This is a genomic window from Paraburkholderia youngii (genome assembly GCF_013366925.1).
In the GTDB taxonomy this organism is placed as follows: domain Bacteria; phylum Pseudomonadota; class Gammaproteobacteria; order Burkholderiales; family Burkholderiaceae; genus Paraburkholderia; species Paraburkholderia youngii.
This window is the reverse complement of the sequence record NZ_JAALDK010000001.1, coordinates 2,727,908-2,750,376: the sequence shown is the minus strand read 5'-3', so window position 1 is coordinate 2,750,376 and position 22,469 is coordinate 2,727,908. Positions and strand designations below refer to the sequence as shown.

General features: G+C 62.4%; 26 protein-coding genes. 4 read left to right on the top strand and 22 right to left on the bottom strand.

Translation table 11 applies throughout. The annotated features are described in order from the left end of the window. The first annotated feature begins 371 nt into the window (after nt 1–371). Together hpnC and G5S42_RS12770 are read left to right on the top strand one after the other, a co-directional pair. Nucleotides 372–1,238, top strand: coding sequence for a squalene synthase HpnC (hpnC, locus tag G5S42_RS12775; RefSeq protein ID WP_176107063.1), 867 nt, complete (start codon nt 372–374; stop codon nt 1,236–1,238). Further along, nucleotides 1,238–2,410, top strand: a complete 1,173-nt coding sequence (locus G5S42_RS12770) for a glycosyltransferase (RefSeq protein ID WP_176107062.1) — start codon at nt 1,238–1,240, stop codon at nt 2,408–2,410. Before hpnC ends, G5S42_RS12770 begins: the two co-directional genes overlap by 1 nt. A gap of 92 nt (nt 2,411–2,502) precedes the next feature. Here G5S42_RS12770 and G5S42_RS12765 read toward each other — a convergent pair whose 3' ends face one another. Further along, nucleotides 2,503–3,057: a hypothetical protein gene (locus G5S42_RS12765; protein WP_176107061.1), complete on the bottom strand. Its 555-nt coding sequence runs from the start codon at nt 3,055–3,057 to the stop codon at nt 2,503–2,505. Between the two features lie 112 nt (nt 3,058–3,169). Beyond that, on the bottom strand, nt 3,170–4,180 hold the full coding sequence (hpnA, locus tag G5S42_RS12760) for a hopanoid-associated sugar epimerase (protein ID WP_176107060.1): 1,011 nt from the start codon (nt 4,178–4,180) through the stop codon (nt 3,170–3,172). A 137-nt stretch (nt 4,181–4,317) separates the two neighbouring features. Between hpnA and G5S42_RS12755 the strand changes: the two genes are divergently transcribed. Then, entirely contained in the window at nt 4,318–4,611 is a 294-nt protein-coding gene (locus G5S42_RS12755; protein ID WP_176107059.1) for an acylphosphatase, read from the top strand. Between the two features lie 103 nt (nt 4,612–4,714). Here G5S42_RS12755 and egtD read toward each other — a convergent pair whose 3' ends face one another. Further along, on the bottom strand, nt 4,715–5,698 hold the full coding sequence (gene egtD, locus G5S42_RS12750) for an L-histidine N(alpha)-methyltransferase (RefSeq protein WP_176107058.1): 984 nt from the start codon (nt 5,696–5,698) through the stop codon (nt 4,715–4,717). Between the two features lie 557 nt (nt 5,699–6,255). Between egtD and rarD the strand changes: the two genes are divergently transcribed. Beyond that, nucleotides 6,256–7,146 carry an EamA family transporter RarD gene (rarD, locus tag G5S42_RS12745; protein WP_176107057.1) on the top strand — a complete coding sequence of 297 codons (891 nt, stop codon included), beginning with the start codon at nt 6,256–6,258 and terminating at the stop codon, nt 7,144–7,146. A gap of 20 nt (nt 7,147–7,166) precedes the next feature. Here the strand turns inward: rarD and G5S42_RS12740 are convergent, their stop codons facing one another. The 19 genes from G5S42_RS12740 to G5S42_RS12655 all read right to left on the bottom strand — a co-directional run bounded on the left by G5S42_RS12740 (nt 7,167) and on the right by G5S42_RS12655 (nt 22,256). Next, nucleotides 7,167–7,706, bottom strand: coding sequence for an Mpo1 family 2-hydroxy fatty acid dioxygenase (locus G5S42_RS12740; protein ID WP_176107056.1), 540 nt, complete (start codon nt 7,704–7,706; stop codon nt 7,167–7,169). A gap of 129 nt (nt 7,707–7,835) precedes the next feature. Next, the gene (locus tag G5S42_RS12735; RefSeq protein ID WP_176107055.1) at nt 7,836–8,153 is read right to left on the bottom strand and encodes a hypothetical protein; all 318 of its coding nucleotides are present in this window, start codon (nt 8,151–8,153) and stop codon (nt 7,836–7,838) included. A gap of 241 nt (nt 8,154–8,394) precedes the next feature. After that, entirely contained in the window at nt 8,395–8,781 is a 387-nt protein-coding gene (locus G5S42_RS12730; RefSeq protein WP_176107054.1) for a hypothetical protein, read from the bottom strand. Between the two features lie 148 nt (nt 8,782–8,929). Next, the gene (locus G5S42_RS12725) at nt 8,930–10,924 is read right to left on the bottom strand and encodes a putative bifunctional diguanylate cyclase/phosphodiesterase (RefSeq protein WP_176107053.1); all 1,995 of its coding nucleotides are present in this window, start codon (nt 10,922–10,924) and stop codon (nt 8,930–8,932) included. A 136-nt stretch (nt 10,925–11,060) separates the two neighbouring features. Beyond that, a complete protein-coding gene (locus tag G5S42_RS12720) occupies nt 11,061–11,786 on the bottom strand; it encodes a GGDEF domain-containing protein (RefSeq protein ID WP_176107052.1) in 726 nt (241 codons plus the stop codon). 1 nt (nt 11,787) lies between these two features. After that, complete coding sequence (locus G5S42_RS12715) at nt 11,788–12,183, bottom strand: DUF1987 domain-containing protein (protein WP_176107051.1); 396 nt, start codon at nt 12,181–12,183, stop codon at nt 11,788–11,790. A 19-nt stretch (nt 12,184–12,202) separates the two neighbouring features. After that, the gene (locus tag G5S42_RS12710) at nt 12,203–12,766 is read right to left on the bottom strand and encodes a SiaB family protein kinase (RefSeq protein ID WP_176107050.1); all 564 of its coding nucleotides are present in this window, start codon (nt 12,764–12,766) and stop codon (nt 12,203–12,205) included. Nucleotides 12,767–12,778: 12 nt separating this feature from the next. Beyond that, a complete protein-coding gene (locus G5S42_RS12705; RefSeq protein ID WP_176107049.1) occupies nt 12,779–13,894 on the bottom strand; it encodes a SpoIIE family protein phosphatase in 1,116 nt (371 codons plus the stop codon). 310 nt (nt 13,895–14,204) lie between these two features. Next, nucleotides 14,205–14,465 carry a hypothetical protein gene (locus tag G5S42_RS12700; protein ID WP_176107048.1) on the bottom strand — a complete coding sequence of 87 codons (261 nt, stop codon included), beginning with the start codon at nt 14,463–14,465 and terminating at the stop codon, nt 14,205–14,207. Continuing rightward, nucleotides 14,458–15,207: a DNA/RNA non-specific endonuclease gene (locus G5S42_RS12695; protein ID WP_176107047.1), complete on the bottom strand. Its 750-nt coding sequence runs from the start codon at nt 15,205–15,207 to the stop codon at nt 14,458–14,460. Before G5S42_RS12695 ends, G5S42_RS12700 begins: the two co-directional genes overlap by 8 nt. A gap of 321 nt (nt 15,208–15,528) precedes the next feature. Further along, nucleotides 15,529–15,888 carry a DUF3564 domain-containing protein gene (locus G5S42_RS12690; RefSeq protein ID WP_013092796.1) on the bottom strand — a complete coding sequence of 120 codons (360 nt, stop codon included), beginning with the start codon at nt 15,886–15,888 and terminating at the stop codon, nt 15,529–15,531. A 216-nt stretch (nt 15,889–16,104) separates the two neighbouring features. Then, nucleotides 16,105–17,817, bottom strand: a complete 1,713-nt coding sequence (locus tag G5S42_RS12685; RefSeq protein ID WP_176107046.1) for an acid phosphatase — start codon at nt 17,815–17,817, stop codon at nt 16,105–16,107. A gap of 101 nt (nt 17,818–17,918) precedes the next feature. After that, on the bottom strand, nt 17,919–18,215 hold the full coding sequence (locus tag G5S42_RS12680; protein WP_176107045.1) for a hypothetical protein: 297 nt from the start codon (nt 18,213–18,215) through the stop codon (nt 17,919–17,921). Nucleotides 18,216–18,407: 192 nt separating this feature from the next. Next, on the bottom strand, nt 18,408–18,869 hold the full coding sequence (locus tag G5S42_RS12675) for a GNAT family N-acetyltransferase (RefSeq protein WP_176107044.1): 462 nt from the start codon (nt 18,867–18,869) through the stop codon (nt 18,408–18,410). 142 nt (nt 18,870–19,011) lie between these two features. Then, a complete protein-coding gene (locus G5S42_RS12670; protein ID WP_176107043.1) occupies nt 19,012–19,215 on the bottom strand; it encodes a DUF3562 domain-containing protein in 204 nt (67 codons plus the stop codon). A 236-nt stretch (nt 19,216–19,451) separates the two neighbouring features. Continuing rightward, nucleotides 19,452–20,750: a TAXI family TRAP transporter solute-binding subunit gene (locus tag G5S42_RS12665; RefSeq protein WP_176107042.1), complete on the bottom strand. Its 1,299-nt coding sequence runs from the start codon at nt 20,748–20,750 to the stop codon at nt 19,452–19,454. A gap of 350 nt (nt 20,751–21,100) precedes the next feature. After that, nucleotides 21,101–21,538, bottom strand: coding sequence for a hypothetical protein (locus G5S42_RS12660; protein ID WP_246391978.1), 438 nt, complete (start codon nt 21,536–21,538; stop codon nt 21,101–21,103). Further along, nucleotides 21,539–21,883 carry an STY0301 family protein gene (locus tag G5S42_RS45740; protein ID WP_368611023.1) on the bottom strand — a complete coding sequence of 115 codons (345 nt, stop codon included), beginning with the start codon at nt 21,881–21,883 and terminating at the stop codon, nt 21,539–21,541. Continuing rightward, entirely contained in the window at nt 21,870–22,256 is a 387-nt protein-coding gene (locus tag G5S42_RS12655; protein ID WP_176107041.1) for a BPSL0067 family protein, read from the bottom strand. Before G5S42_RS12655 ends, G5S42_RS45740 begins: the two co-directional genes overlap by 14 nt. Between the last annotated feature and the right edge of the window lie 213 nt (nt 22,257–22,469).

The window sequence follows — 22,469 nt, the reverse complement described above, 5'->3', positions numbered from 1 at the left end:
GCGAACTCCGACTAACGCGGGTTTCGAAGAAGTCGTGAAGCTGACTTTATCGCCGCGCTCATCATGATTAGTTGACGTCTTGAGCCCCGGCGACCGGCCGGTACAGCAAAACCAAACGCGCATTCTAACGCTATCGGGGCCGCTTTGCTTTCTGGTGCGGCCCGCGTGTTGGGCGCTTGCCGCATCCGCTGGGCCTTGCGCAGGAGCGGGGCTACGGAGCGTTACAACGATGTAAGGAGCCAGCGCCAGATCGCCCCGTTATGCGCCCGGCCATGACCGCACACTGCACCGTCACCGCGGAACCCTTAAACTACCGATCCTTGCTGCGCGGACATCGCGCTGTATTACAGAATGGTTTCGAGGCTCGCTGGATGGACGTCGATCAACACGAAAACTTTCCGATCGCGAGCGTGTTGCTGCCGCAGGCGCTACGCGCGCCTGTCGGTATTATCTATCAGGTCGTGCGCACCGCGGCCGATATCTCCGCCGAAGGTCAGTGGAACGCCGCCGAGCGGCACGCCCGTCTGGCCGATTTCCGCGCCGGGCTCGACGCGATCGCGCAACGGCGCGCCGCGCCCGTGCATGCGCTGCTGTTCGGCAAGCTCGCTGGCGTGATCGCGCAATACGAGCTGCCGCTCGAACCGTTCTACGATCTGCTCGACGGCTGCGCGCAGGACATCGATACGAATCGCTATGCGGATCGCGCCGCGCTCGTCGACTATTGCCGTCGTTCGGCGCATCCGGTCGGGCATCTGCTGCTGCATCTGGTCGGCGCGGCGACGCCGGACAATCTCGCCGACGCCGACGCGATCTGCACGGGGTCGCAACTGATCAGCTTCTGGCTCGACGTCGCCGCCGACTGGCAACGACAGCACGTGTACCTGCCGCAAGCCGATCTGCGGCGCTTCGGCGTGACCGAGGCGCAGATTGCCGAGGGGGTCGTCGATGACGCGTGGCGCGCGCTGATGGCCCACGAAATCGCGTTCGTGCGTGCCACGCTGATCAGCGGCGCGCCGCTCGCGCTGCGCATGCCGGGGCGGCTCGGCATCGAGCTGAGCGGCGCGGTGCATGCCGGACTGCGGTATCTCGAGCGCATCGAGCGCGCGGGCTACGATGTGTTCCGCAAGCGCCCGGTGCTCAATCTGTTCGACTGGTGCGTGGTGGCGGCACGCACTCTGACAATGCGACTATCCAGGCGCGTCGGCATGGCGGCGCGCTCAATCGAGGGTAATGCTTAATGGCGGCGGTCCTGTTCATTCTTTCGTGTGTTTCCCTGCTGATCTGGTGCGTGCTGCTGTTCGCGCGCGGCGGCTTCTGGCGCGCGCGCCCCGCCGCGCCGCTGACCATCGCGGCGCGCGAAGCATGGCCGGCCGTCGCGGCCGTCGTACCGGCGCGCAATGAAGTCGATGTGATCGCCGAGGCGGTGACGTCGCTGCTCAAGCAGGACTATCCGGGCGCGTTCCACGTGATCGTCGTCGACGATCACAGCACCGACGGCACCGCCGACGCCGCGCGTGCCGCCGCGCTGCAGCTGCAATGTCCGGAGCGCCTCACCGTGCTGAGCGCTAAGCCGTTGCCGCCGGGCTGGTCCGGCAAGGTGTGGGCGCAGTCACAGGGCATCGAGGCGGCGCGCACGCTCGATCTGCCGGCCGATTTCCTGTTGCTGACCGATGCCGACATCGGCCACCCCGCCGAGGCGTTGACGCAGCTCGTCGCGCGCGCGAATGCCGAAAAGCGCGACCTCGTCTCGCTGATGGTCAGGCTGCGCTGCGATTCGTTCTGGGAAAAAGCGCTGATTCCGGCCTTCGTGTTCTTCTTCGCGAAGCTGTATCCGTTCGCGTGGGTCAACAATCCGCGCAACCGTACGGCGGCCGCGGCGGGCGGCTGCATGCTGGTGCGCCGCGCGGCGCTCGAGGAGGCGGGCGGCATCGAGTCGATCCGTGGCGAACTGATCGACGATTGCAGTCTCGCCGCGCGCATCAAGCATCGCGGCACCGGGCGTCATCCGATCCGCCTCGACGTGGCGGCGAAGAGCGTGTCGCTGCGTCCGTACGATAGCTGGCGCGACATCTGGAACATGATCGCCCGTACCGCGTTCACGCAGTTGCGCTATTCGCCGCTGCTGCTCGCGGGCACGCTGGTGGGAATGGCGATCATCTATCTGTTGCCGCCGCTCGCGGCGTTGATTCTCGGGCCGCTCGGCTGGCCGGCCTGGATCGCGTGGGCGGCGATGTGCTGCGCGTATGCGCCGATGCTGGTCTACTACCGGCGCTCGCCGCTGTGGGCGCCGTTTCTGCCGCTCGTGGCGCTGTTCTATGTCGGCGCAACGTTCGCGTCGGCGGTGCGTTACTGGCGTGGCAAGGGTGGACAGTGGAAGGCGCGCGTGCAGGCGCCGATGCAGGAGCGGTGAATTCGTTTGGCGCAGGCCAATGATGCTCCCGGCAGAATGCAGACGTAAAAAAAGCGGCTCCAGGCCGCTTTTTTTACGTCACGCGCTTCTCGTCACGCGTTCGTCAGCATCATGTACATCTGGATCACGACGTCCGGCGAGAACGTGAACGGCACCCAGCCGTGGCCGGTGTGGCGCATCACGAGCAAACGGTCGCCGCTCGACTGCTTCTGCACGGCCATCATCGGATTCTTCGTCGACACGAATTGCCAGCCCGGCGGGATGCCCTGCGGCTGCTCCGGCGTCATCGACGCGCGCGCGTTCGACAGTTCCTCGATCAACCGGCTGATCTGCTCGGGGCGCAGCGCGACGGTCTGGTTGCCGATCGTCATCGTGATTTCGTCACGCGCCGGGCGGTTGATTTCGAGCGTCGGCTGCAATTGCGGGGCGGCCGGCTTATCGATCGCTGCGGCGTTTGCTGCGGGGCTCGCGGGCTGTTCCGCGGCCGCTTGCGCCCGTGTGTCGTGCGCGGCATGCTCCGCCGCCGCGGGCGAGGCCGCCGCGTCAGCGTTTGTCTCGGGAGTGTTCTCGGCCTGCGTGGCCACGACAGCCTGAATGAGCTGATCGACGCCCATTTCCAGCGCGCCGAGCTGTTCGTGAAGATTCATGCGAGGTTTCTCAGGTAGGACCCGCGATTTTACCCGCTGCACGCGGGCTTGGACCCGTCGCCGGCGCGGGACTTGTAACAAATTGCTTACCGCTGTCGCTTACCGGTGTCGCTTACCGCTTCAGATACCCCGCCTGCCGGAACCATTCGAGCGCATCGCCGAGACCCTCGCGATAAGGCCGCGCGCGATACCCCAGCTCGCGTTCCGCCTTCGCCGACGTGAAATACATCTTGTTCTTCGACATCTTCAATCCGTCGACGGTGACGAACGGTTCGCGCTTCGTGAACTTGGCGACCGCTTCCGCGCCCATCGCGAGCGGATACAAAGGCCAGCGCGGCAGGCTCAGTGTGGGTGCCTTGCGGCCCGTCAACGCCGCGATGTCGGCGAGCATCTGCTGCAGCGGCAGATTTTCGCCGCCGAGAATATAGCGCTCGCCGATCTTGCCGCGTTCGAGCGCGAGGAAATGGCCGGCGGCGACATCGTCGACGTGCACGAGGTTCAGCCCCGTATCGACGAATGCGGGAATCTTGCCGAGCGCCGCCTCCAGGATGATGCGGCCGGTCGGCGTCGGCTTCACGTCGCGCGGGCCGATCGGCGTCGACGGATTGACGATTACCGCGGGCAGGCCGTCCTCGGCGATCATGCGCTCGACCGCGCGCTCGGCGAGCACCTTGCTGCGCTTGTAGACGCCGATCGCCTGGTCGGCGCGAAGCGGCGAGGTTTCGTCGGCGGACTGGCCGGAGCTCGTCACCTTCAGCGTCGCAACGCTGCTCGTGTACACGATGCGTTCCACGCCTTCCTTCAACGCCGCGCGCATCGTCGCCTCGGTGCCTTCGAGGTTCGCGCGCTCGATCTCGCCGGGGTCCGGCGCCCACAGCCGATAATCGGCGGCCACGTGCAGCAGATAGCGCACGCCGCGCAGCGCATTGCGCATCGATGCTTCGTCGCGCATGTCGCCGACGACGATTTCCGCATCGAGCGATTCGACGTTCTTGCGCGGACTCGTCGCGCGCACCAGCACGCGCACACGAAAGCCTTTGCTCTGCGCGATGCGGGCCACCGACGAGCCGACGAAGCCGGATGCGCCGGTCACGAGCACGAGATCGCGATTCTGTTCGGTCATTGTGTTTCCATTTCCTGCGTGACGGTCGACGGATTGTACGTGTCGCGCGCGGGGATGGGTGTTGTCGAGCACGCTCGCCGCGACACGACTAGAATGCCGGCTTGAAAGACTGTCAGGCATTAAAAGGAGGTAGCGGCATGGCCCCGGATCTGGATGAGCGGATCGAAACGTATTACGCGCGGGTGCGCGGCACCGTGCAGGGCGTTGGCTTTCGGCTGGCGACGGTGCGCCAGGCGCACGCCCTTGGCATCAAGGGATGGGTCGCGAATCTCGACGACGGTTCGGTCGAAGCGATGTTGCAGGGATCGGCCAATCAGATCGACCGGATGCTCTCGTGGCTGCGTCACGGACCGCCGGCGGCGCGCGTGACCGAGGTGAGCGGCGAGGAGCGCGCAACCGACAAGCGGTACGAGCGCTTCGAGCAGCATTGAGTTCGAGCTAAGCGGGTTAAAAAAGCGGCGCGCCGTCCAGAGGAGGGCGCGCCGCTTTTTCGTTGATGCCTTGATCGGCCGCGGTTCACCGCGTGCTCAGCGCTTAGCGCGCCACCAGCAAACTCTCAGCGAATCCCCACTCATCCTCGATCCATTGATGGCTGCACACGAAGCCGGCGTCATCGGCGATCGCGGGCAATTCGTCCGCGCGATACTTGTGGCTGCTTTCGGTCCAGATCGTCTCCCCTTCCTTCAGCGACACCGTCAGCTTTGCGGCGCGCACGTGAGCGGTGATATCGCGCTTCGCGCGCAGATGCATCTCGATGCTGCGCGCGTCCGGATTGAAGCGCGCGACGTGCTCGAACTCATCGAGCGGAAAGTCGCCGTCGAGTTCGCGGTTGATGCGCGCGAGCAGGTTCAGATTGAACGACGCGGTCACGCCGACCGCGTCGTCGTACGCGGCGACCAGCACGGGGGTCGGTTTGATCAGATCGGTGCCGAGCAGCAGCGCGTCGCCGGGCGCGAGCATGTTGCGGATGTCGCGCAGAAAACGCGTGGCCGCGAGCCGGCCGAAGTTGCCGATCGTGCTGCCGAGAAACAGCACCAGCAAGCGGTCGCCGGGCGCGCGCTGCCGGCTCACCTCGGCGAGACCAGCCAGATAGTCACGCTCATAGCCGACGATCGAAATCCGCTCGATGTCGCCGAGTTCGCGCCGGCACAACTGCAAGGCACTGCGCGAAATTTCAATCGGGCAGTAAGAAGTGGGGCGCTTTTTACACAGCGCCTCGAGAATGCGCCGCGTTTTGCGGCCGCTGCCGCTGCCGAGTTCGGCGACCGTCACGTCATGCGGCAAATGCTCGACGATGTCGGCCGCGTGCTTCGTGAGCAGCCGTTCTTCGGCGCGCGTGACGCCGTATTCGGGCAATACGGTAATCACTTCAAAAAGTGCGGAGCCGACTTCGTCGTACAGATACTTCGACGGCAGCTCTTTTTGCGGCGTGTGGGTGAGGCCGGCGTATACGGCGGCGGCGAAGGCGCGGCGCAGTTCGGAAGGCGAGTTGCTGAGCGATAGGGCTGGCTGGGTCATGCTGGCTCCAGTAGTCACATTCGATGAGCGGGATTGCTGCCGGGTGGTGGCATGCGCGGTGAAACGCGGTTGACGCGTGCCGTGGGCGAGATGCGCGGACGTCGGTTCATGGCGGCCTCCAAAACTACGCTCGGAGTTGCATTCGCCGACCCGGCTCGTGGGTGCTGCTGGTTTCGTGCCGCCGTGGCCGTCGTTGTCGCGAGTGATGCGGCCACAGCGTGCAAAACTTGGTAGCAAGATTCGCGCACGGCGCTGACGAACGTACATGTGTTCGTCGGCCGCGCGCATGAAGTTATGTTTTAGTGCATTGACGCGCAATGCGCACGACTAATTGCAGCCGATTGACGAAAAAGCGCAGGCCCATCGGCGACTAACCCGTCTAGAATGCCCGTTCTCCGGCTTTTTTGCAGAGCCGCTTCAGAACAACAATGCAGCGTCGGCCGCTTTGCCCGCATGCCTGCCTGCTCACGAGACATCATATTCATGACGACAACGAACGCCGCGAGCCCGGGTCGCGCGCCACAAGCCCAAGCGTCACATCGATTCCGGACCGCGTAATGACTCACAACGACTTCAGGCGCGGGATCGCATTGTCGGTCGGTGCGTCGGCGATGTTCGCATTGCTGTCCGCTTACGCGACGCTGCTGAAACCGCTTTCGGGCCTCGACATCTTCGCGTGGCGCATCGTGTGGACCGTGCCCGGCGCGCTGCTGCTCGTCGCGCTGCGCAAGCGTCTGCCGATTCTGCGCGCGCTGGTTGTCCGAATGATGAAGCAGCCGAAGCTCGGCATCGCGATGAGCGTGACCGCGGGCTTGCTCGGCGTGCAGCTCTGGCTGTTTCTGTGGGCGCCGCTGCATGGGCGCATGCTCGAAGTGTCGCTCGGTTATTTCCTGCTGCCGCTCGTGATGGTGCTGGTCGCGCGTTTCCACTATCACGAGCGGCTCGACGCGTTGCAGTGGCTCGCGGTCGCCTGCGCTGCGGTTGGCGTCGCGCACGAGCTGTGGGTGACCGGCGCGTTTTCGTGGCCGACGCTCGTCGTCGCGCTCGGCTATCCGCCTTATTTCATGCTGCGCCGTCAGATCAATCACGATTCGCTCGCGATGTTCACCGTCGAAATGGCCTTGCTGCTGCCGGTGGCGATCGTGTTCATTCTCGTCGGCGGTTCGCTGCAAGCGATCGCCGGACGCGCGGAAATGTGGTTTCTGCTATTGCCGGGCCTCGGCGCGTTGAGCACGCTCGCGCTCGCTTCGTATCTGAAGGCGAGCCGCCTGCTGCCGGTCGCGTTGTTCGGCATCCTCGGCTACGTCGAGCCGGTGCTGCTCGTGTTCGTATCGATCACGCTGCTGCGCGAAACGCTGAGCGTCGCGCAACTCGCGACCTATGTGCCGATCTGGATCGCCGTTGCGCTGACCGCGCTGCACAGCGTGCGCTTCGTGCGGTTTGCGTAGAGCTGAACGGCGACGCCCGCTCAGCGATGCGCTTCGGTCCGCTGTGGATTGATGCGCGTCGGGCCTACCTGCGCCTCGATCGCGTCGCGCAGTTCGGGACGCCAGCGGACACCGAACAGCGCTTCGGCGAGCACGAATAGCGGGCCGATCAACAGGCCGATCACATCGTCGACGAAGGCCGGCTTGCGATGTTCGTACGCGACGTGACCGACGAACTGGAACCCCCAGCCGATCACGAAGAGGCCAATGCCGGTCGCGAGCCACACGAGCGTCGTTTGCGCGGCGATCCACTCGCCGAACCCGACACAAAGCGCCGAGATGCAGGCCATCAGCACGCCGAGCGGCACGTCGAGCGCGAGGTAATAGATGGTCGCCGCCACGAACAACAGCCACGCTGGCGACAACGTGATCGGGAACATCCCGGCATCGAACGACGGGCGGCTCAGCAACACCGCGAGCGCGAGCACGATCATCGGAATGCCGACGAAGTGCGTGGCGATATTGCGCCGGTCGCGGTGGTAGGCCGCGTATTGCGTGAGTTGCTGCGTCAGTGTTCTCATCAGTGCCGCTCCTATGTCAACGTCAGCATAATCGCGCGCAGCGGATTTTCAAACCATCGGGTAGCCGGCGATCAGCGACGATCGCCCGCGGATGCTGTCCATGGTTTGTACGGCGCTCGTCGAGCGCGTTTAACGCGCGCCCGGGTGACCTGCGCGACGTTTCAATGCGCCGATCGTCGCGGCGGGCAACGTGGTGAGCAGCGTGTGCAACGTGAAGTCGAGGTCTTCGCGCGCGATGTCGAGTTGCACGCGGACTTCTCCGCGCACGGTTTCCGTGTTGATGACATAGACGCCGAGCGGCGAATGAAGCAGTGCGCGCAGGTGAGGGCGCGGCAGCGTCACGAGTAGAAGCGAGCGCGCCGACGGAAACGGAATGACGTTGCTGTGTTGAACCTGCTTGCTGGCAGGTTGCGCAGAGAGCGTGTCGAGCGATTGCATGAGAGCCATGTGATGCGGCGTTCGTGTAACGCGATGGTGAATTGGAACAATTCGAGCGTAATCGCCCGCGGGTAAAGACGGTGCAAAAATTCGCGGGTCTGTCGACAAAAAGATACGACACGGCATGGCACACGGCGTAAAAAAAGGCGAGTCATAAGACTCGCCCTCCCTGAACGGCACGGCCCGGCTTCGATCAGCTTCTATTTGAACAGCACCTGGATGGCCGGTCAGCGCCGAAACCGATCACGTGTTATTGCGTTTTGGTCGTGTCGGCTTGTGCGCCGTCGGCTTTCGCCGGGGCAGTGCTGGCCTCTTTCGCACTCTCCGTTTTAGTCTTCGCGGCGCTCGTTTCGACGGCATGTTTGCCCGTGGACTTGTGGGCCTTCTTCGTATGGGCGGAAGTCTTTTTCACGTGCTTTTGCGTGGCGGCTTCGGCGGGCGCTTTCGCTGCGGCCGCGCTGTCGTCCGTCGCACCGGCTTGTACCGCGGTGCTTGCTTTCAGACTCGCCTGGCCGGCAGTCGGCAGCTGCGTGGCTTGCGCGGGTTGCGCAGGTTGTGCGGCGGACGGTGCGGCCGTTTGAGCAAATGCGGTCGACACGAGCAGTGCGGAAGCAACAGCGGCGAAAAGCGTCTTCATGATGTGACTCCTGGTTGAATCGGTGGATTCGTTTGTCGCGGCTGAATTATTTCAGCGCTGCCGGTTTAACGTAGGGCGGAATACAGGAGTTGACGCTGCGCTGGTGACAAAACGTAAGTAGTGCGTCAGCGCGGATACATCTTGCGGCTCACAAAGCGAATCCACGGAAACTCGCCACGCTCAATGAAGACGCGACCGCGGTCTTGCCGAGCAATTGCGCTAAAGCCTCCGGCGAGACCGCCGGGCTAAACAGGAAACCCTGGGCCACCGTGCATCCGTGGCGGACCAGAAACTCGCGCTGGACCTCGAGCTCGACCCCTTCCGCGACCACATCGAAGCTCAGCGTTTCAGCAATCGCGATGATCGCAAGCGACAGCGCTTCGAGCTCCTTGTCTCTGCCGATTTCGCAAACGAAGGCGCGATCGATCTTGATGCGATCGACGCTAAAGCGTTTCAGATAGCTGAGGCTCGAATAACCGGTGCCGAAGTCGTCGATAGCGATGGAAACACCGAGTCCGCGCAGCTCGCGAAAAGCCCGTTGCGCTTCTTCCGCGTTGCGCATCAGCGTGCCTTCGGTGACTTCGAGTTCCAGTAGTTCGGCGGGCCAGTTGGCGTCCTCGAGTGCCGAGCGCACCACGCCGGGGAGGTCCGCCCGTTCGAGTTGAAGTGGCGAAACATTGACCGAGATGCGCACCGGGGGAAGCCCCGAGTGCACCCACGCGCTCGCCTGCAGGCACGCCTGCCGCAATACCCAGGTGCCGATGCTCTGAATCAGACCGGTTTCTTCGGCAAGCGGGATGAAGACGGCCGGCGACACCTCACCGAGTTCGTCGTCGTGCCACCGCAACAGCGCCTCGGCACCGACGATGCATCCGGTTTTCATGTCGATCTGCGGCTGATACGCCAGATACAACTCATTGGCTTTCGCCGCGCGCCGCAGTCGCGTCGTGAGCCGCAACTTCTCGGCGGCCGCCCGGCTCAACTCCGGCTCGTAGAATTGATAGCCGTTTCGCCCGCGCGATTTCGCCACGTACAGCGCGGCATCGGCATTGCGCGTGAGCAATTCCGGCTTCGCGCCGTCTTGTGGAAACGTACTGACGCCAATGCTTGCTTCGAGATAAAGCTCGTGCTCGCCGATGCCATACGGCTCGCTCATCTCATGAATCAGCGAGTCCAGCATTTCGGTGAGTTGCGTCGCGTCGGCTCGTTCCGCGACGATGACGAATTCATCGCCCCCGTAGCGCGCGACGAAATCCGTCGCGCGCAGCAGGCGCTGAAGCCTTCGCGCCACGGCTTGCAGCAGCAAATCGCCGATGCGGTGTCCGAGCGAATCGTTGACGTCCTTGAAACGGTCGAGATCGAGGAACAGGACGGAAACGTTCTGGCCTGTCGCTTGCGCGCGCACCAGCGACTCCGAGAGATGTTCGCCGAGCAGCACGCGGTTCGGCAGCTCGGTCAGGGCATCGTATCTGGCTTGATGCTCGAGTCTTTTGAGCGAGCGGCGAAGATGCGCTCCAATGCGGCCGTTCCAGTGAATCAGCGAAAGCAGCAACAAGGCCGAAGCGACGCCGCAGCCCAACAGCATGCGCGTAAACCACTTCCCGTCCAGCGAGGATTTGCTGACGACTGAAGCGACCTTGGCATCGGCCGCGAGTCGTACGTCGACTACCCGTTCGAGGACGCTATAGAAATAGGCGTCGATTTCCTCGAGTCGGGGGTCGTCCACTGCCACGCTGCCGGGATGCTCCGCGATCATGCGCGCAAGACCGAAGCTCTGCTCGCTGAGTCTGCCGATCATGTCGTCCAGGTCCGACAGCCGCGATATGCATTCCTGATTCTCGCTGCAGCTCTCGCGCGCGTCGCGCGTCAACGCGAGCAGTTCCAGCATCGGAAAGCTATAGGCCGCGCGGTTGTATAGCGGCACCGTGGCTATCGAGGTGTAGAGCGTCGCATGCTCGTCGAGCATGACATGCTGAACCTGGTCGAGGTCGTGGCGCAGCCGACCGGAAGCCTGGATCGTCCGAAGCGAACTGTCCTGCTCGCTGCTCTGGCGGATTGCGAGGAAGGTACTCGTCGCAATGACAGCGAGAATGGCAAGCACGGCTATGACAGTACCGGCTTTGCGCGTTGCTTCCTGTCCCAAGGCGCTTCCTTTCCGTCAACCCGGCGCGGGCGAAAACCGGCCCGCCCGGATAGTGAATGTTCAGGTGGCTGCATGACTTGCCTTAGGGCGCTGGGGATCTACCCGGGAATGGCGCGCTATGGCTCTGCTTATCCGCCTATCGATCGGCAAATTCCACGCGGTTGCGACCGCTTCGCTTGGCGCGGTACAGAGCCGCATCGGCGAGACCGTATGCGGTGTCGAAACAGGTTCCGACTGCGTTGATGCTGACGCCAAAGCTGGCCGTGATGCGGCGCTCGACCGGCGGAACGACCAGCGAGTCACTGATGGCTTCTCGCATGCGCTCGGCAAGAATGGCGCCACTGGCCGGTTCATGACCGGGCAGCAGCACCGTGAACTCCTCACCGCCCACTCGCCCGATGAAGCCTTGTTCCCCCACGATTCCGCGCAGACAATCGACGACCCCCGAAATGACCGCGTCTCCAGTGGGGTGGCCGTAGTCGTCGTTGATCCGCTTGAATTCGTCGATGTCGAGGATGATCATCACCGCGCTGCTGGTGCGCAAGACCTTGGTGGTCCGCTCGATCACGGCGCTGCGGTTCAGTACGCCCGTCAACGCGTCGTGCGAGGCGCGATACGCCAACTGCTGAGCCAGCACCTGCATCTCGCGTTCAGCCCGGTCGCTGCGGCCGATCAGGCGCCGTGTTTCGCGCATCAGGCGCTGGAAGTGCTCGATCAGTTCGCCCAGCGACTGGCGATACTCCGCGGCATCCGCATCGATGATCGAATGCATCGCGCGGGCCTTTGCCAGCGCCGTGCTCTCGTTCTGGAACAGATCGGGTGCGCCGCCCGAGGACACGTCACGGGAAGAGGTCGAACGCACCTTATTTTCCTTGCTGCGCGATGGGGCGATCGGTGAACTCGATCGCGCGGAAATCGGCCTTCAGTTCTTCACCGAATTCGGCAATGGTCTCGTCTTCCTCGTCGCGATACCAGTTCATCGACACGCGGCTTCCCGATTCCGCCGCCTGATCGAGCGCGTCGAAGATGCTGAACAGCATCTTGGTGCTCGAGCTGTTGAAGTACGTCAACGCGACGTCGATGGTGATTTCGGCCCCGGTATTCGCTGCGAGGTACTTGCGCATCTGCTCGATGATCGGCGCGTAAAAAGCGGCTGCGTTTTCCGGGTAGGACTCACCCTTGATCGACAACGCGTGTTGGTCGAAGCGAAAGTCGACTTCGGGCGACGTCGTCGTCGCGGGGATGTGTAGGTTTTCCATTGTTTTTGTGCCTTCCTGCTCAGATGATGGCCATGAGGCAAAACAGCGTGGTGCCGGGTTCGTCGGCACGCGGATGAAAAGCGAATTCAAGCGGCGCGCTCGCATCGCGCGCCATCGTCAGGAAGCCAAGGCCGGCGCCCTTGCTGTCCTTCGGCGCGTCGGCGCGCAATGTCACCTTGTACGCCTGCTTGATTTCTTCGAGCGACATGCTGCGCAGAGGCTCCAGCCTGTTGCGCAGGCCCTCGACCTCGGCGGTCGCGATGGGATTGACGCACAACATCACGTGATGCTCGCCGTGCCTGGAGATGCACACCGCGCCCTCGCGTATCGCGCCCGTCCCTTCGCCGCCTGGCTCCAGCGCGTTCGACGAGTAATGAACGATGTTCTGTGCCAGCTCGATAAAAGACGAGAAGAGTTTGCGGCGGGTCGGACCGCTGACGCCGGCGACTTCGAGTTGCAGTTTCACGACTTCGCCCATCGACGCGACGATGTTATGGGAGAAGTAGCCCTTGTGATAGAAGAGCACATTGCGCCGCTGCGCGAGTTCGAAAAAGGCGCTGTCTTGTTCTAGTAGTTGAGACATTCTGGGAATTCACTAAATGCGGGCACAGAAAAGCGTGACGTCGTCACGGCGCGGTTGATTGCCTTGCCATTGCGCGAGCGCGAGCCGGACGCGCTCGCAAATCGTCGCTGGGGTTTCGGCGCGGTTTTCGAGGATCAGGTCGAGCGCACGGCGCCGGCCGAAAGAAATGTTGCGCGGGCCGCCGATCTGATCGGCGAGGCCGTCGGTATAGATGAACAGCAGGCTACCCGTCGTGACCGGAATCGAGCGCAAGCTCCACGCATAGTCGGCGCGACTGTCCACGTAACCGACGCCCATGCGGTCGGCGCTGATCGTCTCGAACTCCGCGGCATCGGGTGACAGGATATGCAGCGCGATCCTCGCGCCGGCAAAACGCAGCATGCTCTCCGTCGCATCGAACCAGAAGAGTGCCGTGTCCAGGCCGTCGTTGGATTGGGTTCCTTCGTCGGCACTGTTCACTTGCCCCAGCAAGGCCTTGACGTTGCGATTGACGGCCGCCAGCAGCGCGGCGGGGTCGCGCGGCCCGATCTGTTCGAGCGCCTTCGACAACGACGCCGAAGCAAGCAAGGTCATGAAGGCGCCGGGAACGCCATGTCCGGTGCAATCGGCAACAGCGCCGAACCAGCCGGTCGGAAAGGCCGCGAAATGATAGAAGTCGCCGCCGACTACGTCGCGAGGTTCCCAGACCATCGCCGCGTCGCGCAGCTTCATCGACAGCGTCTCGCTGGAAGCGCGCAACATGGCGCGCTGGATCACGCTGGCGTACTCGATACTCTGCATGATCTGGCGGTTCTTCTCCGCCTGCATTTCCGCGACCGCGCTGATCAGTTGCAGACCACTGCCGAGACCTGAGAAGAGTCCGTCGCGTGTCACGATGAAACCATCGACCAGTGCTTTTTCTCCGGCCTCGACGGTCCTGAACGTCAGCGCTTCGATGCTCACGTCGGCATCGACGATGAGCGGGTCCTTGTCCATGAACGCGATGCAACTCTTCTTGTCGTAAAGCTCGCGATGGAACGGCTTGCTCATCTGCGACATGAAGATGTCGCGGTTGATCAGGCCGATGGGACGGTGCTCATTGATGACAGCGAGGCTCTGCATGTCGCGGCGCGCCGAGAAGATCTCCATGACCACGGAGTTGGGGTCTTCAACGTCTACGGATGGAACTTCGTGGCACAAGTCTCCGGCTGTGCGCGGATTCCCCTGTGCGGAAGAACGGCGAAATCTCGAGAACGCTGGATGCATGGCGACGCCAGTCGATGTATGAGGAAACCTCGCACGCTAAGGTTTCTCCATGTACTTTATGTGACAGAGCGGAGGCGATCCGCTCGATTGGCGCGAGATTAGAAAACGAGTGGTCACGCAAAGGTTTGCGTGACCGACATCAGTAAAACTTGCGGGCTGCGAGGTTGCGCAAATGCAACGCCGACGGGTCCGGTTATTCAAACGGGTTCTGCACGACACCCGGCTTGGCATCCGGCTCGTCCTGCACCTTCGCCGGCAAATCCTTCTGCGCCTGAAGACTCGCGACGATTGCATCGAGCGCTTCCTTCAGCGCGAGCGCCGCCTTCAGGCCGCGTTGGTCGCGCGTCAATTCGAGCGTGCCGTTCAGCACGACACGCGTCGTGCCGTTGCTGAGCGTGAGCGCATCGCCCTGAATGTTGAGCACGTCGTCATCGTTCGAATAGGGCTTAAACACCTTTTAGTCCTCCTGGCCGCTGGTCCTTCAGGTTATCCGGAATGCCCGGAAAGCGGATGCCCGACATTGCTTCGAGCTCGTGAATCGTGCGCATGTCGTAGCGGTTGGTCGCTACATTGTCAACCACGACTGCGAAAGCCAGTTGACGCGACGGCACATAGACGACCTTGTACAACTGGGTCGGCACGAACACGCGCGTCGGTCCGATCGTCTGCAATTGCTGTCCGGTGAACAGCGGTCCGGTGACGACGTACGTGTCGTCGTAGGCTAGTGCGATCTTGCGCACCGCGGTTTCGATGCGTGCCCACAATCGTTGGTTGTTCTGACGGTCTTGCGGCACGACGTTCGCGAGCGAGAACGATTGCGCCATCGCCTCATTGTTCCAGCGATTGCCCGCCGGACTCATATGGCCGCGATCGAAGCCGCTGCGTTTGTAGTCGGCGAGGGTCGCGCCTTCGCCTTCGGGCAGACGCGCGTCTTCGAAGAACTTGTTGGTACGCACCATGTCCTTCGCTTCTTCGATGTGCTCGCGTGTCAGATGCTCGGCCGACCACAGCGGACCGTGCGTGATACCCGAATGCAGCACCGCGAAATCGCTATAGCAAAGCATGCGCGTTTTGGGCGCCATCTTCTGATTGGTGAGGACGGGCCATTGCGCATTCGGCGTGAAACTGGTGCAGGAGGGCGCCGCGCCCGCATGGGCGGCGACGGCGAGGAACAGACAGGCAAGCCACTTCTTCATGTGTCGGTGGTTCGATGAAAGGGGACGCAAGTATAGCGTCGCGGCCCGCATCGAGCGACCGCACCATGCGAATCAAAGAAAGGGGATGGGAAACAGAAGAGGCGGCGTGCGCCGCACAAAAAAGTGGGCCGCTTTGCAGCGACCCGAATGCGTGGACTTCCGACTCTACTCACGCAATCTTAAGAAGGTCTTAAGACCTGCGTTCTCGCGGTACGTTATGTTCGTTTGCGCACGAACAGATTTACGCGCTCGAGCAGTGCTCGCGGAACGAGCCGGAAGTTTCGACCGGAAAAGAGGCAGCGCGGCGAAGCGCGCCGGAGATTAATTACCGAACACGCTGTTTTCAGCGCGAGTTTTTTGACGATCCACCGCCTGCAAACGCCAGAAGCCGCTAGTCGCCTTGCGGGTTCGCAGCGCGGTCCATGCTGCGGCGCCTTGCGCGGCGCTCACTCGTTCCTTGCGATCGACGTGCAGACCGCGCAACGTACAGAGCGGCGCGTCGGCGCTCGGTGCGCACAGCGTGGTCACGCCGTTCTCGTCGCGCAGTTCACCCCAAGGGGGCAAGTCGATCCCTTGATGCGCTTCTCTCGACCACCGATGTTCATCAGTATCGAGCCAGAGCACAGCGTAATCATGGCTTACGGTGGGATCGGAACCGTTGATCAGGATGGTCAGTCGCATAGCAGTTCCGTTCATAATTTGCGAAGGGCTTTACCAGTCTAGGCGGCGCGGCGCTTTATGCAAGACAAAGGCATGATTTGCGAATGGAAAAATAATTCGCCAAACCGTGAGGCGAGGTACGATGCATGCTCGAAGCGGCGCGCCGTACGCGATATGCATGCTGGAATGAGCACATGCACACCGCGAGGCGCGGCAAATCAACGCAGCCGACAGGCGTCAAGCGAGATCGAGCGAAGCGGTCAGATCGCCGAGCGGCGCGAGTCCGTTGCTGGCGAATGCCTTGTCGCGCGCGACCACGCCATCGAGCGGAGCGAGTCCATGCACACGACTAATAAAACGCAGAATTGAGTTCGTGTCGTACACCGTGTGATCGACGTAACCCTTCTTCGCGAGCGGCGAGATCACCAGCGCGGGAACGCGTGAACCCGGCCCCCAACGATCGCCGATCGGCGGCGCGACGTGGTCCCACCAACCGCCGTTCTCGTCGACGGTGACGATCACGACCGTGTTCTGCCATTGTGGCCCGCGCTGAATATGCTCGATCAGCGTCGCGATGTGACGGTCGCCCGAGGCGACGTCGGCATAGCCCGCGTGCATGTTCAGGTCGCCCTGCGGTTTGTAGAACGTGACGGTCGGCAAACGTCCCGCGTCGATGTCGGCGATCAGGCGATTGGTCGACGCGTCGTTGCCCATCCCGCCGTCGCGCAGATACCGGCGGCGCGCGGCCGTGCCCGGCGCGTAATTGGCGAAGTAGTTAAACGGCTGATGGTGATACTGAAAGTCGGGCATCGATCCCGTATCGCGATGATCGAGCGCGAATTGCCATGCGCCGCTGTACCACGCCCAGTCGATGCCCCTGGCGGTCAGCCGGTCGCCGATCGTCGCGTAATTCTGCGGCGGCATCACGCGCGGGTCCGACGGGTCAGCAAATGCCGGGTCGCCGCCTTCGGCCGGACGCACGCTGCTCGGCTGATACGGCGGAGCCATCGTGTTGACTGCGTAGCCGTCGGCGGTGAAAGCGCCGTCATTGACGAACTTTGGCGGACCGTCGAGCGCCGACGCGGGCGAATTGGGCGCGAGCTTCAAACGGGTGCCGGTCGGATCGTCGCCTTCCACGACCGACACCATCTTCCTCGCCGGGCTGTTGTGGATGTCCGGGTAGTACGGCGCCTGCGCCGAGATCAGGAAGATGTGATTCAGCCATGAACCGCCGAAAGCGGCCATGAAGAAGTTGTCGCACAGCGTGTGCTGCTGCGCCAGATTCCAGAGACGCAGTGAGTCGGCGGAATTGCGGTAGTGCCCCATCACGAGGCCGCCCGAATCGCCCCACGCGGCGAACTGGTTGTTGCGCCCCGCGTTGATCTGCATCTGGTTCTGATAGAACCGATGGATCAGATCGCGGGTGATCACGCCGGTCGGCAGCGGCGCGCCGTGCGCATCGACGATCTGGAACGGCCGGTTGCGCAGATGATCGAGATCCTTTTCGCCAATCATATAGCGCTTGCCGTCCACTTCCTGCGCCTGCGGCACGAGCCCGCCCCAGATCGCCGGCAGCCGCGGCAGCGGCGTCTTGCCATCGCGGTCGAGCTGGACGTACTGCTCGGCGGTGACCTCGTCGAGCGGATGCTGGACCCCCGGGTAGTTGCCGTACAGGTTCGCGAAGCTGCGGTTCTCCGCGTAAATCACCACGATGTTCTTCACCTGATCGTGCAGCGCAGCGTCGAGCCGCAAGTCGGCGGCGCTGCGCGGCGGGCCGTTGCCCGCGAGTGCCTCGCCCGTTTTGCAGCCGGGCAGCGCGAGGCCGAGGCCGACCGCCGCGAGACCGGTCAGGACGCGCCGGCGTTCGGGATCGTCGGGGGCGTCGTTGGTGTTGTCGATTGAATCGGGGTTGTCCAGTTTCGGTGGCAGGTGAGGATCGTGGTCGGTCATCGGTGAGTTCCGAAGGAGACGTGACGGTCGCTTCGGCGCCGCTGGAGGCGGCGCGCGCGACACCGGTTATGGGTCCGCCGAGGCCGGCAGGCCTCGCGGCTTTACGGCAGCCGACGCTTCACGCGCCAGCTGTGATGCGTGGCATCGACAGCCAATAGTAGCCAGTGCCGTGCGTCGATCGGATGACGCTTTTGCGTCGCGTAACGGTCGACGGTCAATTCGAGTTCGTCATGCGCGCGCCGATGATAGGTGGCGTGCGCGCCGGAGCCATCCGCGAACTCGACGCGCGCCTCGGCGAGGTTCGGCGCGCCGGCCGGTTCGGGAAGTTCGGCGATGCGCACCGCGCAGCCCGGATAAAGATGCGAGTCGGCAACCTGAATCTGGATCGCGTTGGGCATGACGTGGCCTCCTACGCTTGGGCGGCGCGAGCGCGCGGCTGGGACACACCGCGCCGCTGGACCGGATCAAAGCATAGCACCGCGTGGCCGAATCGCCGCATGCTTCGCGCTATCGTCCTGAATTGAATCGCATGAACCGCATAGCGCGACGCGATCGGACTCGGCACGCATCCGCTGAGCCGCGATCAGGCGTCAAAGCGTTTTCCGATAAACCACGAAGCCGGACTTGTCCGCGACCTTGTCATAGAGCTGCATCGCGGTGCGGTTCGTCTCGTGCGTCTGCCAGTAGACGCGTTGCGCGCCGTCGGCTTGTGCCCGCGCATAGACGGCCTCGATCAGCGCACGGCCGACACCCTTGCCGCGCTCGCTATCGAGCGTGTATAGATCCTGCAGATAGCAGATCGGTCCCGCCATCGTCGTATGGCGGTGATACAGAAAATGCACGATGCCCTGCAATTGCCCGGCGCGTTCGGCGACGAACGCATGCATCGGCTCGTAGCCATCGAAAAAGCGATTCCAGGTGATTTGCGTGATCTCGCGCGGCAACGCGGTCTCGCCCGAGCGGCCATAAAACGCGTTGTAGGCGTCCCATAGCGGCAGCCATGCATCGAAATCGTCGCGGGTGACGGCGCGAATCTGCAGCGGGGCGGACATGTGGGCGGCTCCTGTGGAAAGCTGTGGAACCGCCAGCATAGAAAATTTGCGACGTGATTGTTAGCTCCACCATGAACGACAAATCTGGAGCCACGACGCTTGCGGCAGTGCGGTGAGCCGATGCATCACCGCCTGCAGCGAGTCAGTGCTTGCGAGGATGCTTCTGGCGAAGCTCGTTGCGGACCTTCTTCGCGGCGAACAGCGGCACGTAGTCGAACACGCGCGCCTCGCTCCGGAATTCGGCGAGCGTATCGGCGTACATGCGGGACACCGTTTCGGTCGGCGTGTCGGTTTCTTCGGCGATGCTGCGGACTATTTCGTCTACATTCGGCTCGGGCTGCGACATGGACGCTCTCCGGTTAGTGTGCGGCGGACTGGATGGACGGTACGCGCACGGCAGGAGTCCATTACAGGATGCGATTCGCGAGCACGCCAATTAAATCGGCCTATCGTCCGACCGATTTCACAGAGATTTTCTTCTTGCGCTGCGGCAATCGACCATGCGGTGAGGGCGGGCGCAAAATCAACCGGTACGGCGGTGGTGAATACCCGGGAAACGTGCAGGGGTAAGGAGCGGCGTCTCTACTTCTCCATCTTCTGCGCTACGTGCGCGATCCGGTCGCGCACGACGCCGATCGCCTGCTTCAGCGCGTAAACGTCCTGAAAGTAGCGGTACGGAATCCGGATCTGGCTAGCGTTCGCGTCGATGTTTTCAATCTCGTCACTCCATTGCGCGACCTGCGCGCGAGTCGGCTCGGCGTTCTTCCATACTTCGTCCTCGAGCGCCTTGATCGCGCGGTACCACACGAACAGGCGCTTCTTCATACGCGCTTCGAGCATGCTCGGCAGCGCCTGGGCGAGGCCGATCAGCAGCGCAAGGAACGGCACCAGAATCAGCAGCCGTCGCTCGATCAGACTCGCGAGCCAGAACGGCAGGTAGCGATACAGAAACGGCCGGCCCGATTTGAAGTAGCGCACGCTTTCGTCGGAGATCGGGAATTCTTCAGTGTTCAGGTTCGGGAACGTGCCGAGCGGCGTGAAGTAGTCCTCGCCGCCGTGCACCGTGCGGGCCGCGTCGAGCAGCAGATAGACGAGCGCCGGATGCAGCGTGTCTTTCGACACCAGCAGCGCCGTCGCCGCGAGCAGCGTGACGTCGCTGCGCGGCAGATCGTCGGCGACGCTCGTCGAGGCACGCGGCAATACGATCTTCGACAGCGACGGGAATTTTTGCGCCAGTGCATCGGCCTGCGCGAAGCTCATCAGCTTCAGGTTGCTGGTCAGCAGCGTGTGCTGCATGTCGGCGTCGGGCCGGCCGATGAAGAACGCCGCATCGATCTGACCGCTTTCGAGCCCTTCGTATGCGGCGTTCGCGTCCATCTGCAGCAGCGTCGAGTTCTGGCTCGTGACGCCGCTGTAGCCGAGCAGCACCTGGGAGACGTTGAGCAGCCCGCTGCCCGGCACGCCTATCGAAATGCGCTTGCCGCGCAGTTGCGACAGCCGGTCGATCGTCGCGTCGCCGCGATAGAACACCCAGATCGGCTCGTACGACACGGCGGCGATGGTTTGCAGATTGTCCGTGTCTTTCGGACTGGTCGTGCCCGACTGGATGAAGCCGACCTGATAGGCGCTGTCCGGGTCAGCGAGGCGCTGGTAGTTTTCGACCGAACCCGACGAGCTGCGGATGTCGAGCTTGATGCCTTCGCGCTTGAGCAGCGGCGCGTAGCGATCGGCAAAGCCGCGATAAATGCCGCCGTCTGCGCCGGAAGTGATGACGATCGTGCGCTGGAACGCGGGCTCGAGAATCAGCGCGACCATCCAGCCGAACGCGGCGACCAGCACGATGGCGCCGATGATCAGAAGACGCCGGCGCCGCCGTGTCATCGGGGTTCTCGGGCTGCGGTACGGCGCGGGGTCTGGTCTCGGCATCGTTACCCGGTTTGGTCAGGTCCGGCCTTGGTGAGTAAAGGAGTGGGATCGGGGTTTGGTTCCTCAACTTTACGATATCGGGGAGTTTTATTCGATAGCCAGTGATGTGCAGTGAAAAGAGGCGGGTCTGTTACAGACTGTGGGGATCGCGATTTTCGTGCTACAGATTCCAGTCGTACAGGCCGTTCCGGCGTACGAACACGCGCGTCGTTCGTTCAGTCAGAGGGAGTTGCGGTGTTGGAGGCACCTTCTATCCCATTAGCAGGGCGCAGCCCATATGCAAGCACGCGTAGCCGTCGCAGCGGTTACTGTTCAGCCTGCGATGTGGCATTAGCCAATGCTTTACACAGTGAACTCATGCCTTTTGGGCAAGATCTGGTAGAGAGCGTAGCGATCTTTGCAAGGTCGTCAGTATCAAGCGTTGAGTTAATGTGACGCAGCACGAACGATTCTAGTGGCGGATCGAGCTTGATTTGTGCATCGAGTTCCGGCAGTGCTTTCCAGTGGTCAATCAGCAATCGCGCGATTGCCTCAGAATAGCCTTCAGCAATCCCACCATCGTCGCAGTGACCATACTGACTGAATGCGCTATTTACCTGAGCCCAGCTATCGAGTTGATCCACCATCGCGTCCGCCGCAAAAGCATCTTTTTCCGGGCAAATTTTGCCGTATGCCAACGGCATCCACGCAGCAATAGCAGCAGCTACAAGCAGCGCCGCCATTTTGCGGTTATCCCAGTCCATTTAACGAGAGGTGCAGTGAACAGCAAAGGGTTTGCTGGTGGCTTCGCAGGTCCGAGCACCAACAGCATGAATCACAAAAGTGCTGTTAGTGCCGTGATAGCGGCATACCAGATAGGGGTCGACGCCCGTTAAATCCCACTGGTCAGATGTTTTTCCTGGCTCAGGAATAAGGTCCGCCTCCTCCTCTGGAGGGCCATCGAACAGGGATGCGTTATCCAGAACATGATGTTGCCCTCCCGCAGAAAGAACGCTTGGGCATTTGAATCGGATCCGTGTTGGCGACGCACACGCGGCGCTTGTTGCCACGAGGCAAACTGCCAGGAAGAGCGCCTTATTCGACAACATAATATCGGCTGCCATCATTAACAGGCGTTCCATGGCCGCGACGGAAATGGATAGTACGCCGATGCGGAGGTTGTTTGGTATGGCCATTCCACTGGTCAATTACAGTGATTCCATCCAGTGTTTGCCCGAGATAAATTGCCGCATGGCTGGTTCCGTTCGTGTGATTTCCATAGCGTCCATTGCTGTCGAATGTGGCTATTACGGTTCCTTTGGCGATGAGGAAATTGCCTTGGACTCGGTCTCCCCTTTTCCATAAGGAAGACGGCGGAATACTCACAACAGCATGAACGAGTGTAACGCACTGGCCATTCCCAATCAGATGCCCTTGGTTGATCAGGTCATCTGCCTTTTCCGTATCAGCGACATAGCGCATCTTTTCTACTTCTCCTCAGCCAGTGAAAGGGGATAAGACTCAGCACACACTATCGAGGCAATCGTGCAAAAACAAGCAGTACTCAATTTTCAGATAATGCCGATCTGCTGATAAGGCCGTCCAGATTGTGATTCAGCTGCTCGCGAGCCAGAAACAGCCTCCTTCTCAATGTGTCGCAATGTGTCGAGTAGCTCCGCGACGAGTTAACCGCTC

Coding starts and splice junctions, on each gene's coding strand:
- hpnC (WP_176107063.1), top strand. CDS start 372: ATGGACGTCGATCAACACGAAAACTTTCCGATCGCGAGCGTGTTGCTG.
- G5S42_RS12770 (WP_176107062.1), top strand. CDS start 1,238: ATGGCGGCGGTCCTGTTCATTCTTTCGTGTGTTTCCCTGCTGATCTGG.
- G5S42_RS12765 (WP_176107061.1), bottom strand. CDS start 3,057: ATGAATCTTCACGAACAGCTCGGCGCGCTGGAAATGGGCGTCGATCAG.
- hpnA (WP_176107060.1), bottom strand. CDS start 4,180: ATGACCGAACAGAATCGCGATCTCGTGCTCGTGACCGGCGCATCCGGC.
- G5S42_RS12755 (WP_176107059.1), top strand. CDS start 4,318: ATGGCCCCGGATCTGGATGAGCGGATCGAAACGTATTACGCGCGGGTG.
- egtD (WP_176107058.1), bottom strand. CDS start 5,698: ATGACCCAGCCAGCCCTATCGCTCAGCAACTCGCCTTCCGAACTGCGC.
- rarD (WP_176107057.1), top strand. CDS start 6,256: ATGACTCACAACGACTTCAGGCGCGGGATCGCATTGTCGGTCGGTGCG.
- G5S42_RS12740 (WP_176107056.1), bottom strand. CDS start 7,706: ATGAGAACACTGACGCAGCAACTCACGCAATACGCGGCCTACCACCGC.
- G5S42_RS12735 (WP_176107055.1), bottom strand. CDS start 8,153: ATGGCTCTCATGCAATCGCTCGACACGCTCTCTGCGCAACCTGCCAGC.
- G5S42_RS12730 (WP_176107054.1), bottom strand. CDS start 8,781: ATGAAGACGCTTTTCGCCGCTGTTGCTTCCGCACTGCTCGTGTCGACC.
- G5S42_RS12715 (WP_176107051.1), bottom strand. CDS start 12,183: ATGGAAAACCTACACATCCCCGCGACGACGACGTCGCCCGAAGTCGAC.
- G5S42_RS12710 (WP_176107050.1), bottom strand. CDS start 12,766: ATGTCTCAACTACTAGAACAAGACAGCGCCTTTTTCGAACTCGCGCAG.
- G5S42_RS12705 (WP_176107049.1), bottom strand. CDS start 13,894: ATGGAGATCTTCTCGGCGCGCCGCGACATGCAGAGCCTCGCTGTCATC.
- G5S42_RS12695 (WP_176107047.1), bottom strand. CDS start 15,207: ATGAAGAAGTGGCTTGCCTGTCTGTTCCTCGCCGTCGCCGCCCATGCG.
- G5S42_RS12690 (WP_013092796.1), bottom strand. CDS start 15,888: ATGCGACTGACCATCCTGATCAACGGTTCCGATCCCACCGTAAGCCAT.
- G5S42_RS12685 (WP_176107046.1), bottom strand. CDS start 17,817: ATGACCGACCACGATCCTCACCTGCCACCGAAACTGGACAACCCCGAT.
- G5S42_RS12680 (WP_176107045.1), bottom strand. CDS start 18,215: ATGCCCAACGCGATCCAGATTCAGGTTGCCGACTCGCATCTTTATCCG.
- G5S42_RS12675 (WP_176107044.1), bottom strand. CDS start 18,869: ATGTCCGCCCCGCTGCAGATTCGCGCCGTCACCCGCGACGATTTCGAT.
- G5S42_RS12670 (WP_176107043.1), bottom strand. CDS start 19,215: ATGTCGCAGCCCGAGCCGAATGTAGACGAAATAGTCCGCAGCATCGCC.
- G5S42_RS12665 (WP_176107042.1), bottom strand. CDS start 20,750: ATGACACGGCGGCGCCGGCGTCTTCTGATCATCGGCGCCATCGTGCTG.
- G5S42_RS12660 (WP_246391978.1), bottom strand. CDS start 21,538: ATGGACTGGGATAACCGCAAAATGGCGGCGCTGCTTGTAGCTGCTGCT.
- G5S42_RS45740 (WP_368611023.1), bottom strand. CDS start 21,883: ATGTTGTCGAATAAGGCGCTCTTCCTGGCAGTTTGCCTCGTGGCAACA.
- G5S42_RS12655 (WP_176107041.1), bottom strand. CDS start 22,256: ATGCGCTATGTCGCTGATACGGAAAAGGCAGATGACCTGATCAACCAA.